The sequence below is a fragment of the Enterococcus sp. AZ170 genome, from assembly GCF_050545135.1.
GTDB classification, from domain to species: Bacteria; Bacillota; Bacilli; order Lactobacillales; family Enterococcaceae; genus Enterococcus_L; species Enterococcus_L ureilyticus.
In genome coordinates this window covers 3,322,043-3,336,821 of the sequence record NZ_CP172947.1, presented here as the reverse complement: position 1 = coordinate 3,336,821, position 14,779 = coordinate 3,322,043, and the positions used below count along the sequence as shown (strand labels likewise).

The following is a 14,779-nucleotide window of genomic DNA, read 5'->3' as shown; positions in this document are numbered from 1 at the left end:
AGTGGAAAACCTTAGAAATTCATTGACTTTACTAGTGATAGAAGGTATCATATTAAATGGTATTGTTTGCCCCACAATGAGCCCCGGAAACTCAAGTGAATGTCAAACATCGAATAGAAAATTGGAGGAAAGAATCGTGCGTACAACATATATGGCCAAATCTGGCGAAGTAGAACGTAAATGGTATGTAGTCGATGCAACAGATATCCCAATGGGACGTCTTTCAACTGTAGTTGCTTCTATCTTACGTGGAAAAAATAAACCAACATTCACACCACATGTGGATACTGGAGATTTCGTAATTGTAATTAATGCTGATAAAATCAAATTAACTGGTAACAAAGCAAGTGATAAAATTTACTACCGTCACAGCCAATACCCAGGTGGGTTGAAATCTGTTACTGCTGGTGAATTACGCGATAAAAACTCTCGTCGTTTAATCGAAACTTCTGTAAAAGGTATGCTTCCTAAAAACACTTTAGGCCGTAAACAATTTACTAAGTTAAACGTATACGGTGGAGCTGAGCATCCACATGCTGCACAACAACCAGAAGTATTAGATATTACTAACCTAATTTAAGGAGGGAAATTCATTGGCTCAAGTACAATATATCGGCACTGGCCGTCGTAAAAATGCAGTTGCCCGCGTACGTTTAGTACCTGGTACTGGTAAAATTACTGTAAACAAAAAAGATGTTGAAGAATATATTCCACACGCTGACTTGCGTGAAGTTATCAACCAACCATTTGGCGTAACTGAAACTAAAGGCGCTTATGATGTAATGGTAAACGTTAACGGTGGAGGCTACTCTGGTCAATCAGGTGCGATCCGTCACGGAATCGCTCGTGCATTATTAGAAGTAGATCCTGATTTCCGTGCTGCTTTAAAACGCGCGGGACTTCTTACTCGTGATGCCCGTATGGTAGAACGTAAGAAGCCGGGACTTAAAAAAGCCCGTAAAGCTTCACAATTCTCAAAACGTTAATTATTGGAATCGTTGCGAATTTATTCGCTTACGAGTACCATTCAATTACAATGTTTCAAGACACTTTCCAAACTTTTGGAGAGTGTCTTTTTTGATTTGGTTAAGAGTTTGGTTTGTCTGTCTATATTCTTCCAAGCGTTTAATTGTGTCAATTTTTGTTTGCTCATTTGTATGTCCGTAAACTTTCTAATCCTGTTAGAAGTTTCTGCATGACCGAAAAGAAATTTAATAATTAGGCAATTAATTCCTTGATTTAGTAAATCTGAAACAAATGTTTGTTGTAAGCTTTGGGAACGGATGTGAGGAACTCTATATTTTTTATTAATTTCAAAGGTTCTTGAACGATTTTTATAGAGTAACATTTTTTCGCTGTATTTATTCTCGATCTTTTTTATTTTTTAGTCAGATATATTTTTTTATTTGTCGGGTTTACTAACTATCCAATGATGCCATAATTATTATGGCTGTTTAATTGTTAACGGTAATAATTAATAGGAGTGTGAAAAAATGGGAGAAACGATCAGTACAGATGGAAATGCAGTTGCTAAATTTGCTGCGGATATTTTAGTTGCAAAGGGAAGTATTGATTTTAAGCCAACAAATAGCATTAATACGTCTACAAGTCCGGCAACAAATGAGTTGAAAACTTTAATAACTAGTTTTCAACAAACAATTGATACTTATAAAACCTGTTTAACCACAGAGGTAAGAAATGTACAAGCCGTACATAATGCAATTGAAGAAGCAGATAAAAAAATAAAAGATAGCATATCAACAACGATGCAAGCATGAGGTGGAATAGATGGATAAAAATTTATTTAGCTTGCGTATGAAGGCAGAGGAAGCAGAAGAAGATTTCAACAGTTTGAAAAAGAAAACTGGAGAGATTCCATTTGCTTATGAAGAGTGTCAAAAAGCGATCAATCGACAAAAAGAGATATGGGAACGTGTCCTACATTATTCTAAAGTGACAGATTCAGAAAGACAAGTCTATCAAAAATTAGATGAACTGGAAGAAAAGCAAAGGGAACTTACAAAAGTTTTTTCTATTGCAGATGAAGAAATTGAAGATGAACTGACGGATAGAAAAGCAGTTTATGAAAAAGCTGAATTACTATATGAAGAAACTAGAAAGGAGGACTCCGATGAAAATAATGTATGAGGAACTAAGTGATGTAAAAAGTAGTATTAGTTCGGAACGTTTAAATGCTGTAGGTAGTTTTAATTCTGTGACAAGTTCAATAGATGGATTAGCAGGAAATAGAAATTTATTAGGTGGTGGTTGGGTTTCAACTGTGACCCATCTCCAAGCGTATCAAGAGATAGACAAAGCACTATTCAACGTTTATTATGAGATGGACAACAGTTTAAATAACTATTTAACAGATTTTGTTGGTGAAGTTGGCAAGACAGATGAAGTATTAAACACAGATGATTTGGAAGGATTGCTTAGAGATTTACAAACTGCTCAAAATGAATATACTAATTTAATGAGTGATTTGGCTAAATCAATGAAGAATGTTCCAGTATTGGGTGAATTTTTTTAACAACAGAGCATTGATCCTATTAAAGAAGATATTGAGATTTTACAGAAATATCAAGCTTTTGAATCTAGTCATGCCTCTCATTATTCGGAATTATCTAGTTTGATTAGTGACGTAAACACAGGATTAGCACAATTAGGCAATCCAGCAAATTTTCTTAATCCAAGAGACGGATATAGAATTGTTGATTATGGTAATCAACAATAGTTTAAAAATTTAAAAGGATATAATGATAGCCAACCAAAAAGTCGTGTTGAAACGGTGACAGAATTAGATGATGCTGGAAATGTTGTCTATGTTGTTTATACAAATGGTGTAAAAGATGAGAAGCTAACAGCTCAACTAACAGAGGCGATGAAAGGAAGTTGGCTTGATCGAAGCATAGATGCGGTTGCTCAATTTTTGGATATTGTAGGGAATGTTGTTAAAACAACTTTGGGTGTGGTAACAACAATCACTGGTATAATTGGAACGATTGGCGGTTGTGCCGTTGTAACATTAGCTACAGGTGGTGTGGGAATCCTTGTGGATGGTGTGATAGTGACAGAAGGTGTAGTTGTTACGACCGCTGGTGTTACTCTAACTGTCGATGGTATTAATGGGTTAACTACGAGTAATTTTGCTTCTAAAGGAGGGGCAGGAGAGCAACGTAGTTTAAAGAAAATAGATGGAAATAAAGCTGCTAATAAACAAGCAAAAAAACAAGGATATGATGATGCTCATGATTTTAAGGAATCGTTTGTGGGTGAAAATGCAGTCTCAAAATTTGATATTTTATATGATACGGTTACAGGACAAATTCTTTTAAAATCACAGCGAGGGAATGTAATTATAGAAACTGGACATTTCTTTATAAAATAGATGGAGGAACTTATGAAATTACCAAAAATAAAAATTAGCTTAGTTGCTGATGGTAAAGATTTTAACTTAGAAAATATGACACAAAAACTAGAGATACAACCAACAAAAGTTAGAACTAAAGATGATTGGCCGGATGCAATAAAAAATAATCCTAATCTACCCGATGAATATAAACCAAGACATAATTGGTGCTATAGTAAAACGTTCGAAGAAATGTATGATTTTACTTTAGCATATCAGGAGATACTAAGTAAATTTAAACCTAAAACTAGTATTCTGAAAAAAATGGCTAATGATGAACAAATTAAATATGCTGTAGTGTTATCAATAGATTGTTATGATGGCGATTTTCCAGCAATGGTAGTAGACACACCGATGATTCATTTTCTAAATGATATTAATGCTGAAATAAGTTTTGATATTATTACCTATGAAGAAGATTCTGAAAGTTAGCATTACTGCATGATTAAGGAATATTTTGATAGCAAAATGGAAAGAAAAGCTCATTTAGTTTATAAAATATGGTATAAATAGACATTAGATAAAAGAGAAGTTTATCTGTGTCTATTTTTATAGTTTAAAGTATGACATTTAGATGCTCTAGAAAATTTTTTTGTAATGGTAATGACTAGTAAAATCACCAAAAGGGGTAAAAAGAGATGGTTCATGGGGGCATAATTCTAGTGGTCAGCCACCTAAACTGACTAAAAAGATATTAAAATGGTTACAAGATATAGGTTGGAAACTACTTTAATATGAAGGAATAATAATATGGAAAATATAGATGAATTGATTGCAGAGTGGCAAGATAGTTCTAATGAAGTTTATTCAGACCACATAGATTTTTTTATAAATAAAACGACATTTGATTATAAAGACTGTTTAATGGTTATGAAGGAAATGAGAAAAAAACTAAACGCTCAAGGGTTCGATAAAATAAAAATAATGATAAAAATACAATGTGGGCAATCAAAAAAAATGCAAATCTGGGGAGAAAATTTTTGGAATTTGGTAGATGCTACCTTAACTCCACCAGAATTTTTTATAGGGGAAAAATTTCCAAAGGATTCTTGGTCGAATTGTCATAAGATTAATCATTCAAATCAAATAGAAGGTATTGAAAATTATATTGTTTCTTATCCTGTTGCAGATGGATTCATTAGATGCCTTAATTTAGTAGAAAATGAGGTGTCGTATGTATAATGTTGCTAATTTTTTAGAAAAAGTAGAAAAGAAAAGTAGTAAGCGGATATCTGCAGATGATGTGTTGAATACAGATACATTTACTTATAGAGAAATAATCTCTTTAATTAATAGTGTTGTTGTGAATTTAAAGAGTGAACAATTTATAGAATGCCAAATCTCATCAGAAACAGAAATAGATACAAGAAGTAAAGAAGCTTTACTAGATGCGCATGTAGATACAGAATGGTCTATGCCAGATATTGAAATTAATGAAAAATTAGTGTGGCATCCTCAAGAAAACGAAACAACTATAGAAATTGGCGAATTATCAGAATCATTGATTGCAATTTACTCTTATCAATCAGATTATTGTTTAACAATAGTATCTAAAGAAGTTTTTAATACTAGGAAAGTTTTAGATGTGGTTCAGTCGTTATTAACTGATATTTCTTTTGGAGATATTAATTTGGTTGATAGTGGGAAGATCATTGGGGAGAAAAAACTTAGAGAAATTGTAGATCATTTAATCAAATTAGATTATGTTTTTGTAGTCAGAAAAAAACTGGTTAAAGATATGGAAGAAATTATTATAGAAAACGTTGTTGGTTGGGAGAATGGAGAAAACTACAGTATTGAATTTACAAAAAAAGGTAGGGAAGATTATTCAAGTAATGTAATAGGTCTTGAAGTGATGAGATTTATGAGTTTAACTTAGGGTCAGTGAATTAATGAATAAAATCTGAACAAAAAATAACCATCAAAAAAGGGTATAGCTACTATGTTAGTAAATCATAGTGACTATAGCCTTTTTTTTTAACGATGTTACTTTTAAAATCTAGTATAATATATAGTGATGCTCTTTCATTAAAATATTTTACTCAAGATGCTGATAATGTGAGATTTTACACCTCTATCAAACTACAGAATAGCAAATTAGGTTTTAAAAAGCCCGTAAAGCTTCACAATTCTTAAAAAATGTTTACAACTTTTCTTTCATATCACGCGTTATTCCGCCACATTCCCACTACTCAAATAATTTCCTTTTTCATCCAAAGGCAACCAATCCAAGAAATTTTTCACATATTTATCCCAAAAATCCCACTCATGTCCACCCTCATCTTCAATATAAGTAAGTGGAATTTCTTTCTCATCCGCAAATGATTTAAAGCCTCGAACACTTTCAAGTAAGAAATCTTCTGTGCCGATTGGAAGATATATCTTAGGAATGTCTTGTTTGTTTTCGATCAATTGATTGATTAAATAGTAATAATCTTTATCACTATCCTTGATCGTATCGATCCCGCCAAAGGCATTGTCATAAAAATCTAAACTCCAACCTGTGACGGATAATAATTCAGAACGTGCAATAATTTGATCGATCATCAAACCTGGTGAAAAAGCACCGATATGGCTAAAGGTTTCATGGTATTTCAATCCGTTGATCATAGCACCGTAGCCACCCATTGAAAGACCAGCGATGAAGGTATCTTCTTTTTTATGAGACAAAGGAAACATGTTTCGCGTAAATTCAACGAGTTCATCTGCCACGTAGGCACCGTAGTTTTCACCACGATTTGGTTTATCGACATAAAATTGATTTTCACCGGATGGCATGATAACAGCCAGATTATGCTCTTCAGCCCAGCGTTGGATTCGGGTGCCAGATAAATAATCCGTATAATTGCCAAAGGCGCCGTGTAATAAATACAATGTTTTTAGTGGTTTTTGTTGGACCTCTTCTTCTTTTCCAAATGAGATATGATCTAAAGGAATAATTGCGTTAAAGGTTACCGTGCGTGATAACATTTTCGAGATAAAGTTTACTTGTACTAAAGCCATTATGCATCCTCTTTTCTAATTTTTATCGTATCTTCTTGTATAGCAGTTTGTGCATTCTTTTTCTTTTGAACACTTAACAGAATAAAAGAGCATGCACTTAATAGAATAAGACCTATTCCACTCATTAAAAAGCTATCGGAAGCGGTTGTCATCCCAAAGGTTTTACTTAAAAAGCTATTGATTGTGGGAGATAAAAAGACGCCTAAGTTGATCCCGACTAATAATACACCTGTCGCTAAGTTAGCGGAATTCTTCGGTGCAATTTGCCCAACTAACATAAACATGAAAGGCGCTGCTAAACTAAAGGCTAAACCTGAAACGATAGCACCAAGGGTTACAATCGCAACTGAGTTGGCGGATAAAATAATGATAAAGCCAAGACCGATACCTAATAGTCCAATTGGTAATACTAGCTGTTTTAACCACTTGAAAATCTGGCCATAGAAAACGCCGACAACAATCCCAACAATTGTAACGGAGCCTAAAATACTTGCGGCAGTTTCTGGTTTGCCAATGCCAGTTTCCACCAGTAAAGTAGCTGTTTTTAACATGATGACAAAAAATAAAGCGTATACAATTAAAGCGAAAAGCATTAAGCTGATGGTCGCTCCGTTGACACTTTCTTTTTCTTTTTTAGTGTTAGCGGTTGGATCATCTAGTTTTTCCGCTGCAGGTAAGGTCACAAAAAGAGCGAATAATGCTAATGGTAAAACGGTAATTGCGTAAACTAAAAAAGAATTCTGCCAACCAAATTTAGTAAAGTAGCCAACTAATAAGGTTATCACAGTGCTGCCAATCGACCCCATTGCTCCTTGAAGCCCCATTAAACTGGCCTGCTCATCCCCAGAATAAAGTTCAGTAATTAAACTTACGGCAAGGGCATTAAATAAACCGACTCCTGCTCCAAACATAAAGCGTGAGGCTAAGATAACTGTATAATTTTCTATAAAAACAGGAATAAGGCCAGAGATCAACGCAAGGCTGAGCCCTAATAAAACCGTCTTTTTCTTGCCTAGAAATTTAACAAAAATATTGCTTAACAAAACAAAAATTAAAATCCCAAAGTTTGGAACAGTCGCAATGAGTTCAATGGACGAAGTACTTTGATCTGGAAAAGACTGCTGCATCAAAGGGATTAGCGATGATACGGCCGGCCCTGCTACTAAAACTAATGAGATAGACAGTAGTGATGCTTTAAATAAAAAGCTGTTTTTATTCATGATAGGTCCTCCAATATGTTATTGTAATCGATTACAAGCAAAGGATATCATGAATTCACTCATTAAAAGGGGCAGAAGCTATCGGAAAAAAGGTCATTTTCTGCCATTCTGTTTTTTTCGATAGTCTAATTGATATTTTTTGGGTGTTTGCTGGAAAACGTCTTCGAAGGTTCTTCTGAATGATTTTTCGTTGGGGAAACCAACGATATCAGAAATCACATGAATTGGTTTTTCACTATGAAGTAATAGTTCTTGCCCTCGATTGATTCGAACTAGCTGGACATATTTCATGACACTTAATCCAAGACTTTTTTTAAAAAGTTTGCTTAAATAATTCGTTGACATATGAAAGTTGTTCGCTAAAATTCCAACAGATAATTCTTGCTGATAATTTTCTTGGATAAAGGAAATGATCGGCTGCATCTGACCTAAATTTCGATGGTAGACATTTGAATTGATCGGCATTTTTTCACGATGCATCCAATCTTTTGCCATTAGGTAGATTATTTCGTAAGTTAAACGGATTAATTGTAGCTCTAAAAACTCTTCCGGTTCCCGTCTGACTAGATGATAAAACTGACTTAGCGCTTCCCGTAATTGATTGACTTGTGCAAGTTTTCCAGAAGGGAGATTATCAAAACGCATAAACTCAAAGTGAGGAATCAGTTTACTTAAAAAGTCATAAGGTATCTGGATTGTCAATGCTTCAAGATCGGCGCAATAACTGGAAACAGCGCCATGTACCTCAGCTGAATTAATGAACAAAATTGTGCCAGGCTCTGTTTGATAGGTAACGTTGTTGATTGTATAGTTTTCAATTTTTCCAGAATAGGTGTAAGAAATTTCAAATGACGTGTGCCAATGAGGCAGCACAGGACCTGTGGAATGGTCTGCACCATGAACAATCCAATTGATAGGAATCAATTCGTGTGTATATTCAATAAATTCATGTTCAAAAGTCATGTTGAGCCTCCTTAATTTTTTTCGTGCCAGTAACTTTTTGGGGTCATATTTTCATATTTTTTGAATACTTTAATGAAATAACTCGTATCGTTGAAGTGAAGTAATGAGCTGATCGTGTTTAAATCATACTGTTTAAATTCTAATAATCGCTTACTTTCTTCAATTCTTTGCTTCATCACATATTGATTGAGGGAAAGTCCTACTTCTTTTTTAAACAACATAGATAAATGAGGGACAGAGTAATTGGTGTAAGCCGCAATCATCGGGATAGATAAATTCGAGTAGATATTTTTATGAATGAATTCACACGTTTTTTTGACCGTGGTAGAGTACTTGATATAGTTGTATTTACGTACCTCTTTACAAAATAATAGGAGTATTTCTAAGACGGGTGGTTGGGCGCTCTGAAAGTGATTTTTTCGTTCAATATCTTGAATTAAGTTGTCGCTTAAAGTATACGCTCGTTCATGCGGAACGCCGCCTTTAATCGCATATCTTGTGGAAATCGCTACGGCTACAATTAAGATATTTTTTTGATTTCTCAATTCTGATTCAGTTGAAAGTAGGCCTGTTTGGCTATTTTTTTGAAAAGCGTAATAGTCTCTTTTTAATCCTTCTTCGTTACCGTTCATGACTTCGATAAACATAGCCTCTTCACTTTCGAAGTCGTGATGATAAAGTTGTTGTTCAATTTGCTCACTTAGTACTTTTTCAATAATCGTTTCTCTTAGGTAGAGAATATTTTGATTGAGAGACTGAACTTCTTTAGCTGTGAATTCTTTTTCCTTCATAAATAGATGAATGGTTTCAGAAATCTTCAATAACCGGTCGTTGTGAGAAATGAAATTGCCGACTTCATCATCAATGAATAGACAAACCAATTGATTTAACTCGTCGGTATCGTAAGCGAATAGTAGCAATTTTTGCTCTTTGAAATAATAATTATGAATGATACTTGTTTGCGTGATTATTCGTTGAATTTGTTTAGCTGTCAACTGATGATTTGTAAGATTCTTTTGGTGACTGATCTGTCCATTTGCTTTATCCACAACAATATAAGAAAAAATAGCGATATCGGATAGATGGTTCAAAAATTTTATAAGCGCTATCATTATTTTCAGCTCCTTTGATATAAAAATACCATTAATCATAAAATTATACTATTATTTCTTTCTAAAATGAGTAGAATACAATTGAAAGCGCTGTTAAAATCTTGTCAAGAGATAATAGGAGGAAAGCTGTATGACTGAATTAACTACTCACTTTTTAAGTATTGATATTGGAGGCACCTACATGAAGCACGCCTTAATTAATCGTAGTGGCCAAATTATTTTTGTGAAAAAAGAAGAGACACCAAAGAATATTGAAGAGTTCAAAAGCTGTTTAACTGGTATTCTTGATCAATACAAAGGACAAGTTAAAGCGGTAGCTGTTAGTTGTCCGGGTAAAATCGATTCAAAAGAAGGAGTTGTCTATCATGGTGGAGCGTTGGTTTACTTACATCAGTTTCATTTGAAAGAATTTATTGAATCTTATATGAACCTGCGATGTGCCCTAATGAACGACGGTAAATCAGCTGCACTTGCGGAACTGTGGTTAGGACAATTAAAAGACATCGAAAATGGCGGTGTGATGACACTTGGTACAGGAATTGGTGGCGGTCTTGTTTTAAATAAATCACTTCACTCGGGTAGCCATTTCCAAGCAGGAGAGTTAAGTTTCATGCTCCTTTCAACGAATGTTCCAATCAGCTTGGAGACTGTGGCGGGAGCGAAAGGTTCTGCAGTAAATTTCATTCGACAAGCATCAAGCCTGTTGAATTTAGATAATCCGTTAGATGGTAAAAAAGTTTTTGAGGAATTAGAAAAGAAAAATGAGTTGATTTATCCATTATTTGAAGAATTCTGTCGTAATGTGGTGATTGTGATCATGAATGTTCAATCCGTCGTTGATTTACAGCGAATCGCTATTGGCGGCGGTATCAGCGCACAACCAATTCTTGTAGACGAAATAAAACAGCAATATCAACGATTACTTGCTTCAGTTCCATTGTTAGAGAATATGCTAACACCAGTAGAAATTGTCCCCTGTCATTTTAGAAACGAAGCTGGATTGTTGGGAGCCTTGTATCATTTACTTGAGGAATTAGAAGAAAATTAATCATTTCACTTTTGGGAGGAATCATAATGGCACGGGAATACGATCTAAAATTAGTAGAAGCAATCAGAAATAAACAATATACAGAAACACGTCGTGATGTGACGGTCATGGTAAAACCAATTCCAGATTGTGCTATTGACGGCGCCATGGATCCACGGGTGTATAAAGGGGCTAAAAAAATGAGCCTACTGATGAAATTTATCCCCAAAAGTATGCTGAAAATGGATGCTAGCCCAAAATCAATCAAACGTTTGCGAAAAATGTTTAATAGCGTAGATTCAACACCCATGGTTGAAGAGGACATTAAAGAAATGACTTTTACGATTAAAGCGGAAGATGGTTTTGATATTCCCATGACTCGTTTTCAATCGGAAAAACCGATGGCTCATTCACCTGTGCTCTATTTTATTCATGGCGGTGGTTTCTTTGCTGGTAGTACGGATGTTGTGAGAGAAGCCTTGAGGTTATTTGTTAGTCAAACCAATATGATTGCGGTCAGTATTGACTATCGTTTAGCACCTGAAAATCCTTTCCCGATCGGGCATAAGGATTGTTACACTGGCTTAAGATGGTTAGCTGACCATGTGGAAGAATGGGGAGCTGATAAGCGGAGTATTTTCGTCGCGGGAGATAGCGCGGGTGGGAACATAACAGCGTATTGTAGTAATCGAAATATTGAAGAAAATCGTGACGATGTCTGTGGTCAAATTTTACTTTATCCGACGCTTAATATGGGTGGAATCAAGGATCAATATACTGAATTTGATATCGATCAGGATGTAGCGATTTATTCGAAACAAGCCAGCGTTATTCGTCCTGGAATTGAAATTTTTAGTGAAATGACGACTAGTTTATCTGATATTTTAGGAACAAAAGACATTTTAAATAAATACTTAACACCCTACATGTCAGTCAGTGAAAAAATGCCAACAACGATGATCACCTCAGGAGAGCATGATTTCTTAACCTTTGAAAGCTTAGCTTATGCTAAAAAATTGGTTGATTTAGGAGTGGGTACGACCTTTACTTTATACAAAGGTATGGGGCATGCATACATTGATCACGTAGGAAATTATCCACAGGCAGAAGATTGCATGCAAGATATAAGTGAATTTATTAAGAAAAATAGGAGATAGAAAATAAAAAAACAAACAAAAATCGTTTTTGGTTTAATTGCTTGTTTACTACTTATCTTTACTTTTACTGATTTACAGATTTCTGAAACGCTTTACAATCCAAAGAGTACGTTTGGCTGGTTCTTTGAATCGTTTGGAGAAGTGATTATCGCGTTGATTGGTTGTTTTAGTACAGTTGGAATGATCAGAACGAGCAAAGGGAAATGGTCATTCTATTAGGAACTCTATTTTTTGTTTGATACCTTTATGTTGTGTGGATGTCAACGTTCCCGCTGATTGATCAACTCAGCAGCTGAGTTTCTGAAACGGATTTACTACGAAAGATGACTTTGTGTTTTTTCCTTCGGGACATTCGGATCCCTTATTTCTGGTGTATGGATCATCTGTGTGATGCTAATTCATGTTATTATGGGCACTCACTTTGCAGTGATGTGTTAATGGAGGCAATGATCGTGTTGCTTTTAAATATATATTTGAAGAAAAATGGTATCCTTCTATTGAAAATAGGACTCATTAAAAATAGATATGTTTTTGCGAGAAATGAGCAATACCTATCCATTTTTGAGTATTTACAAGGGCAAAACTTAATTAAATGTTTTTTCACTTTTTCAAATGAACATTTTACTAGCATAATGAATTACAGCAATTCAGGAAATAATCACGATGTATGCTTTGTATAGCATATTAAGTGGTTTGATTGAAGCGACGCCAATATGCATTTTGGAAAAAATGAAAATCGATTTTCGAAAGGAGGCGTACCGATGACAAAATTTCAACAGGATGAACTTCAACAGTTAATAAAAAATTTCCTGTTTGAGCAAAATTGTATAGAAACCTATCATCATTGTATTTCCGTGGGTGACTATGCTTTTGAATTGGGAAAGCGCTATTTAGAAAAACCTGAGCAGGCTAGGATTGCAGGATATCTCCATGATATTTCCGCGATTTATCCAAATGATCAGAGAATCGCTGTAGCAAATAAAATGGGTATAACATTGTATGAAGAAGAACTAGAATTTCCACTGATCATCCATCAAAAAATCTCGAAAGAAATTGCGTTGAACGAGTTTAATATTACGGATGAAGCAATTCTGTCAGCTATTGAGTGTCACACTACGCTAAAGGGGCAATATACGGATTTGGATTTAGTTTTATTTATAGCGGATAAGATAAAATGGGATCAGGTAGGCGAGCCGCCTTATCTTGTAGGGTTAATGGAGGCCTTAGATAAATCTTTAGAAAATGCTGCGTATTATTATGTAGATTATTTGTTGAATCATAATATTAAGGTGATTCATCCATGGTTGTGGGAAGCGTATTTAAATTTGAAATCTAATTTAGGTTATAATTAAATTTGAATGCTTTGTTTACTCTGAAAAATACAGCAGTTGAGAATATAATAAGAATTTTTATTAAATGATCGCCTGTAGACGTTATTTCCAATATATATTACTATAGGAGTGATATATGAAGAATTTGGAGGGTTTATTGTGAAAAAAATGAAAAGAACTGTTTTGTGTGGGTTGTGTTTAGTGTTTTTTTGGGGACTAGTAGGATGTAATAAACCGACGAAATCAAGTGCTGATAGTGATAGCGCATCATCTAGTACGAAAGAAACGACGGAACTAATCACTAGCGTCAAAGAAACGGAAGAATCAACAGAAGTAACGACCGCTGAGCAATCAAGTACAACTCAGGATACAAAAGAAGTAGATCAATCAAATGAACAAGAAGAGGTAATCGAAGTGATGACTCTTTCACAAATTCAACAGGGAGATTATTCAAGCCTTAATGGAACTTGGGGAAATGGATTAGGGAATACAATTTTTGTAGAAAATAATAAAATGAATTTTACAGACATTTCTAATCAGGCAGAACCAGCAGTAATAACTGAGTTGAACTTAGATATTCCTAAACTAAATTCACCTGATGGGACACCCGAATTAATAACTTATATGGGCAATAGCAACAAAGTTTCTTCTTATGAACAGCAACTAAGTATTGAAGAAAATCAAGGCTTTATTTCTTTAAGAAGTACCCTTCCTGGTGCAGTGATTTACGTCTCATTTTTACCAAAAGGTGTAATGGGTGATATATTAGAGGGAGATGCCGACAGAGATAAAATTGTGGCTGTTGGTACTCAAAATACTGCTACATCAGTTCGTGCAGAATATGTCTATTATAAAATTGACTAAGACAGCTTCATGGAACATCAACGATATAGTCAATAATTATAGGTCTAGATAAGTAAGTACTTTGCTAGCTTTAAAGAAACCGAGACAAAAGCATATTCTTCGGAAATAAGCTTTTGTCTCGGTTTCTTTGTTGTTTTTTTGATTTTAGAGAATGAACGAAGTGAGTTAAATAGCGAATTAGAGTGTCTCTTTGATGCCAATTTTCTTGTATGAAGTAGTTTTGATCTGATTTAGAATATTCTGTCTCAATTATATTTCTTGTTCTCCATTGTCTAAAAGTACAACTGTTCCTATTGGTAATAATTTCATTATCTAGGTCTTTATTCCTTATAAATTTTCACTTGTACCATTCTTTTTAACATAATTAGAAAATATATATATTTTTTCTATTGGAGCACAAAAATTAATAAAATAAGTTAAAATAAAAGACAACATTAGTACGCCAAAAAAATTTTTAGTTGTTGTACTAAAATAAAGTGTTATCGCTATTATAAAAAAAGTATTAATACAGCAATAAATACTTTTTTTTGATTTGATAACAATGCTTTTCCTAATAGAATATAATCTTCTCTTTTTTCATAAGAGTTATCTACCTTTTCTAACGACTTAGACTTAGTAAATTGATCAAATTTATAAAATAAAAGACCTAAAATTATGCCGGAAAAAATAACCGTAAATAGTACTAACCAA

17 protein-coding genes are annotated in these 14,779 nt (G+C 34.2%); 13 read left to right on the top strand and 4 right to left on the bottom strand.

The genetic code is table 11. From position 1 onward, the window contains the following. The first annotated feature begins 133 nt into the window (after positions 1-133). The 9 genes from rplM (at position 134) to IGJ55_RS15950 (ending at position 5,291) form a co-directional block, all read left to right on the top strand. Positions 134-580, top strand: a complete 447-nt coding sequence (gene rplM, locus IGJ55_RS15990; RefSeq protein WP_303393681.1) for a 50S ribosomal protein L13 — start codon at positions 134-136, stop codon at positions 578-580. A 13-nt stretch (positions 581-593) separates the two neighbouring features. After that, on the top strand, positions 594-986 hold the full coding sequence (rpsI, locus tag IGJ55_RS15985; protein ID WP_010762225.1) for a 30S ribosomal protein S9: 393 nt from the start codon (positions 594-596) through the stop codon (positions 984-986). Positions 987-1,493: 507 nt separating this feature from the next. Continuing rightward, positions 1,494-1,778 (top strand): TIGR04197 family type VII secretion effector, encoded by a 285-nt coding sequence (locus tag IGJ55_RS15980; protein WP_429948283.1) that lies wholly within the window; start codon positions 1,494-1,496, stop codon positions 1,776-1,778. 10 nt (positions 1,779-1,788) lie between these two features. Beyond that, on the top strand, positions 1,789-2,148 hold the full coding sequence (locus tag IGJ55_RS15975; protein WP_430606854.1) for a hypothetical protein: 360 nt from the start codon (positions 1,789-1,791) through the stop codon (positions 2,146-2,148). Next, complete coding sequence (locus IGJ55_RS15970) at positions 2,132-2,533, top strand: hypothetical protein (RefSeq protein ID WP_429948285.1); 402 nt, start codon at positions 2,132-2,134, stop codon at positions 2,531-2,533. The genes IGJ55_RS15975 and IGJ55_RS15970 overlap by 17 nt, the downstream gene beginning before the upstream one ends. Positions 2,534-2,791: 258 nt before the next feature. After that, positions 2,792-3,391, top strand: a complete 600-nt coding sequence (locus tag IGJ55_RS15965) for a hypothetical protein (RefSeq protein WP_429948287.1) — start codon at positions 2,792-2,794, stop codon at positions 3,389-3,391. 12 nt (positions 3,392-3,403) lie between these two features. Then, complete coding sequence (locus tag IGJ55_RS15960; protein WP_429948289.1) at positions 3,404-3,844, top strand: DUF4279 domain-containing protein; 441 nt, start codon at positions 3,404-3,406, stop codon at positions 3,842-3,844. Between the two features lie 318 nt (positions 3,845-4,162). After that, on the top strand, positions 4,163-4,594 hold the full coding sequence (locus IGJ55_RS15955) for a hypothetical protein (protein ID WP_429948290.1): 432 nt from the start codon (positions 4,163-4,165) through the stop codon (positions 4,592-4,594). After that, the gene (locus tag IGJ55_RS15950) at positions 4,587-5,291 is read left to right on the top strand and encodes a hypothetical protein (RefSeq protein WP_429948292.1); all 705 of its coding nucleotides are present in this window, start codon (positions 4,587-4,589) and stop codon (positions 5,289-5,291) included. Before IGJ55_RS15955 ends, IGJ55_RS15950 begins: the two co-directional genes overlap by 8 nt. A gap of 290 nt (positions 5,292-5,581) precedes the next feature. Here IGJ55_RS15950 and IGJ55_RS15945 read toward each other — a convergent pair whose 3' ends face one another. From IGJ55_RS15945 to IGJ55_RS15930, 4 genes are all read right to left on the bottom strand, one after another. Continuing rightward, positions 5,582-6,415 carry an alpha/beta hydrolase gene (locus IGJ55_RS15945; RefSeq protein WP_429948294.1) on the bottom strand — a complete coding sequence of 278 codons (834 nt, stop codon included), beginning with the start codon at positions 6,413-6,415 and terminating at the stop codon, positions 5,582-5,584. Then, complete coding sequence (locus IGJ55_RS15940) at positions 6,415-7,635, bottom strand: MFS transporter (protein WP_429948296.1); 1,221 nt, start codon at positions 7,633-7,635, stop codon at positions 6,415-6,417. Before IGJ55_RS15940 ends, IGJ55_RS15945 begins: the two co-directional genes overlap by 1 nt. A 93-nt stretch (positions 7,636-7,728) precedes the next feature. Beyond that, positions 7,729-8,598: an AraC family transcriptional regulator gene (locus IGJ55_RS15935; protein ID WP_069640414.1), complete on the bottom strand. Its 870-nt coding sequence runs from the start codon at positions 8,596-8,598 to the stop codon at positions 7,729-7,731. An 11-nt stretch (positions 8,599-8,609) separates the two neighbouring features. Continuing rightward, on the bottom strand, positions 8,610-9,710 hold the full coding sequence (locus tag IGJ55_RS15930; RefSeq protein WP_430606853.1) for a helix-turn-helix domain-containing protein: 1,101 nt from the start codon (positions 9,708-9,710) through the stop codon (positions 8,610-8,612). Positions 9,711-9,840: 130 nt separating this feature from the next. On the opposite strand from IGJ55_RS15930, the gene IGJ55_RS15925 reads away from it, so the two are divergent. From IGJ55_RS15925 to IGJ55_RS15910, 4 genes are all read left to right on the top strand, one after another. After that, positions 9,841-10,758, top strand: coding sequence for an ROK family protein (locus IGJ55_RS15925; RefSeq protein WP_430606852.1), 918 nt, complete (start codon positions 9,841-9,843; stop codon positions 10,756-10,758). A 26-nt stretch (positions 10,759-10,784) separates the two neighbouring features. Then, a complete protein-coding gene (locus tag IGJ55_RS15920; RefSeq protein WP_430606851.1) occupies positions 10,785-11,894 on the top strand; it encodes an alpha/beta hydrolase in 1,110 nt (369 codons plus the stop codon). A 761-nt stretch (positions 11,895-12,655) separates the two neighbouring features. Then, the gene (yqeK, locus tag IGJ55_RS15915; RefSeq protein WP_429948302.1) at positions 12,656-13,246 is read left to right on the top strand and encodes a bis(5'-nucleosyl)-tetraphosphatase (symmetrical) YqeK; all 591 of its coding nucleotides are present in this window, start codon (positions 12,656-12,658) and stop codon (positions 13,244-13,246) included. A gap of 147 nt (positions 13,247-13,393) precedes the next feature. Beyond that, complete coding sequence (locus IGJ55_RS15910) at positions 13,394-14,089, top strand: DUF6287 domain-containing protein (protein ID WP_430608174.1); 696 nt, start codon at positions 13,394-13,396, stop codon at positions 14,087-14,089. Positions 14,090-14,779: the final 690 nt, after the last annotated feature.

Coding starts and splice junctions, on each gene's coding strand:
- IGJ55_RS15945 (WP_429948294.1), bottom strand. CDS start 6,415: ATGGCTTTAGTACAAGTAAACTTTATCTCGAAAATGTTATCACGCACG.
- IGJ55_RS15950 (WP_429948292.1), top strand. CDS start 4,587: ATGTATAATGTTGCTAATTTTTTAGAAAAAGTAGAAAAGAAAAGTAGT.
- IGJ55_RS15955 (WP_429948290.1), top strand. CDS start 4,163: ATGGAAAATATAGATGAATTGATTGCAGAGTGGCAAGATAGTTCTAAT.
- IGJ55_RS15980 (WP_429948283.1), top strand. CDS start 1,494: ATGGGAGAAACGATCAGTACAGATGGAAATGCAGTTGCTAAATTTGCT.
- IGJ55_RS15925 (WP_430606852.1), top strand. CDS start 9,841: ATGACTGAATTAACTACTCACTTTTTAAGTATTGATATTGGAGGCACC.
- IGJ55_RS15930 (WP_430606853.1), bottom strand. CDS start 9,710: ATGATAGCGCTTATAAAATTTTTGAACCATCTATCCGATATCGCTATT.
- IGJ55_RS15910 (WP_430608174.1), top strand. CDS start 13,394: ATGAAAAGAACTGTTTTGTGTGGGTTGTGTTTAGTGTTTTTTTGGGGA.
- IGJ55_RS15920 (WP_430606851.1), top strand. CDS start 10,785: ATGGCACGGGAATACGATCTAAAATTAGTAGAAGCAATCAGAAATAAA.
- IGJ55_RS15935 (WP_069640414.1), bottom strand. CDS start 8,598: ATGACTTTTGAACATGAATTTATTGAATATACACACGAATTGATTCCT.
- IGJ55_RS15975 (WP_430606854.1), top strand. CDS start 1,789: ATGGATAAAAATTTATTTAGCTTGCGTATGAAGGCAGAGGAAGCAGAA.
- yqeK (WP_429948302.1), top strand. CDS start 12,656: ATGACAAAATTTCAACAGGATGAACTTCAACAGTTAATAAAAAATTTC.
- IGJ55_RS15940 (WP_429948296.1), bottom strand. CDS start 7,635: ATGAATAAAAACAGCTTTTTATTTAAAGCATCACTACTGTCTATCTCA.
- IGJ55_RS15970 (WP_429948285.1), top strand. CDS start 2,132: ATGAAAATAATGTATGAGGAACTAAGTGATGTAAAAAGTAGTATTAGT.
- IGJ55_RS15960 (WP_429948289.1), top strand. CDS start 3,404: ATGAAATTACCAAAAATAAAAATTAGCTTAGTTGCTGATGGTAAAGAT.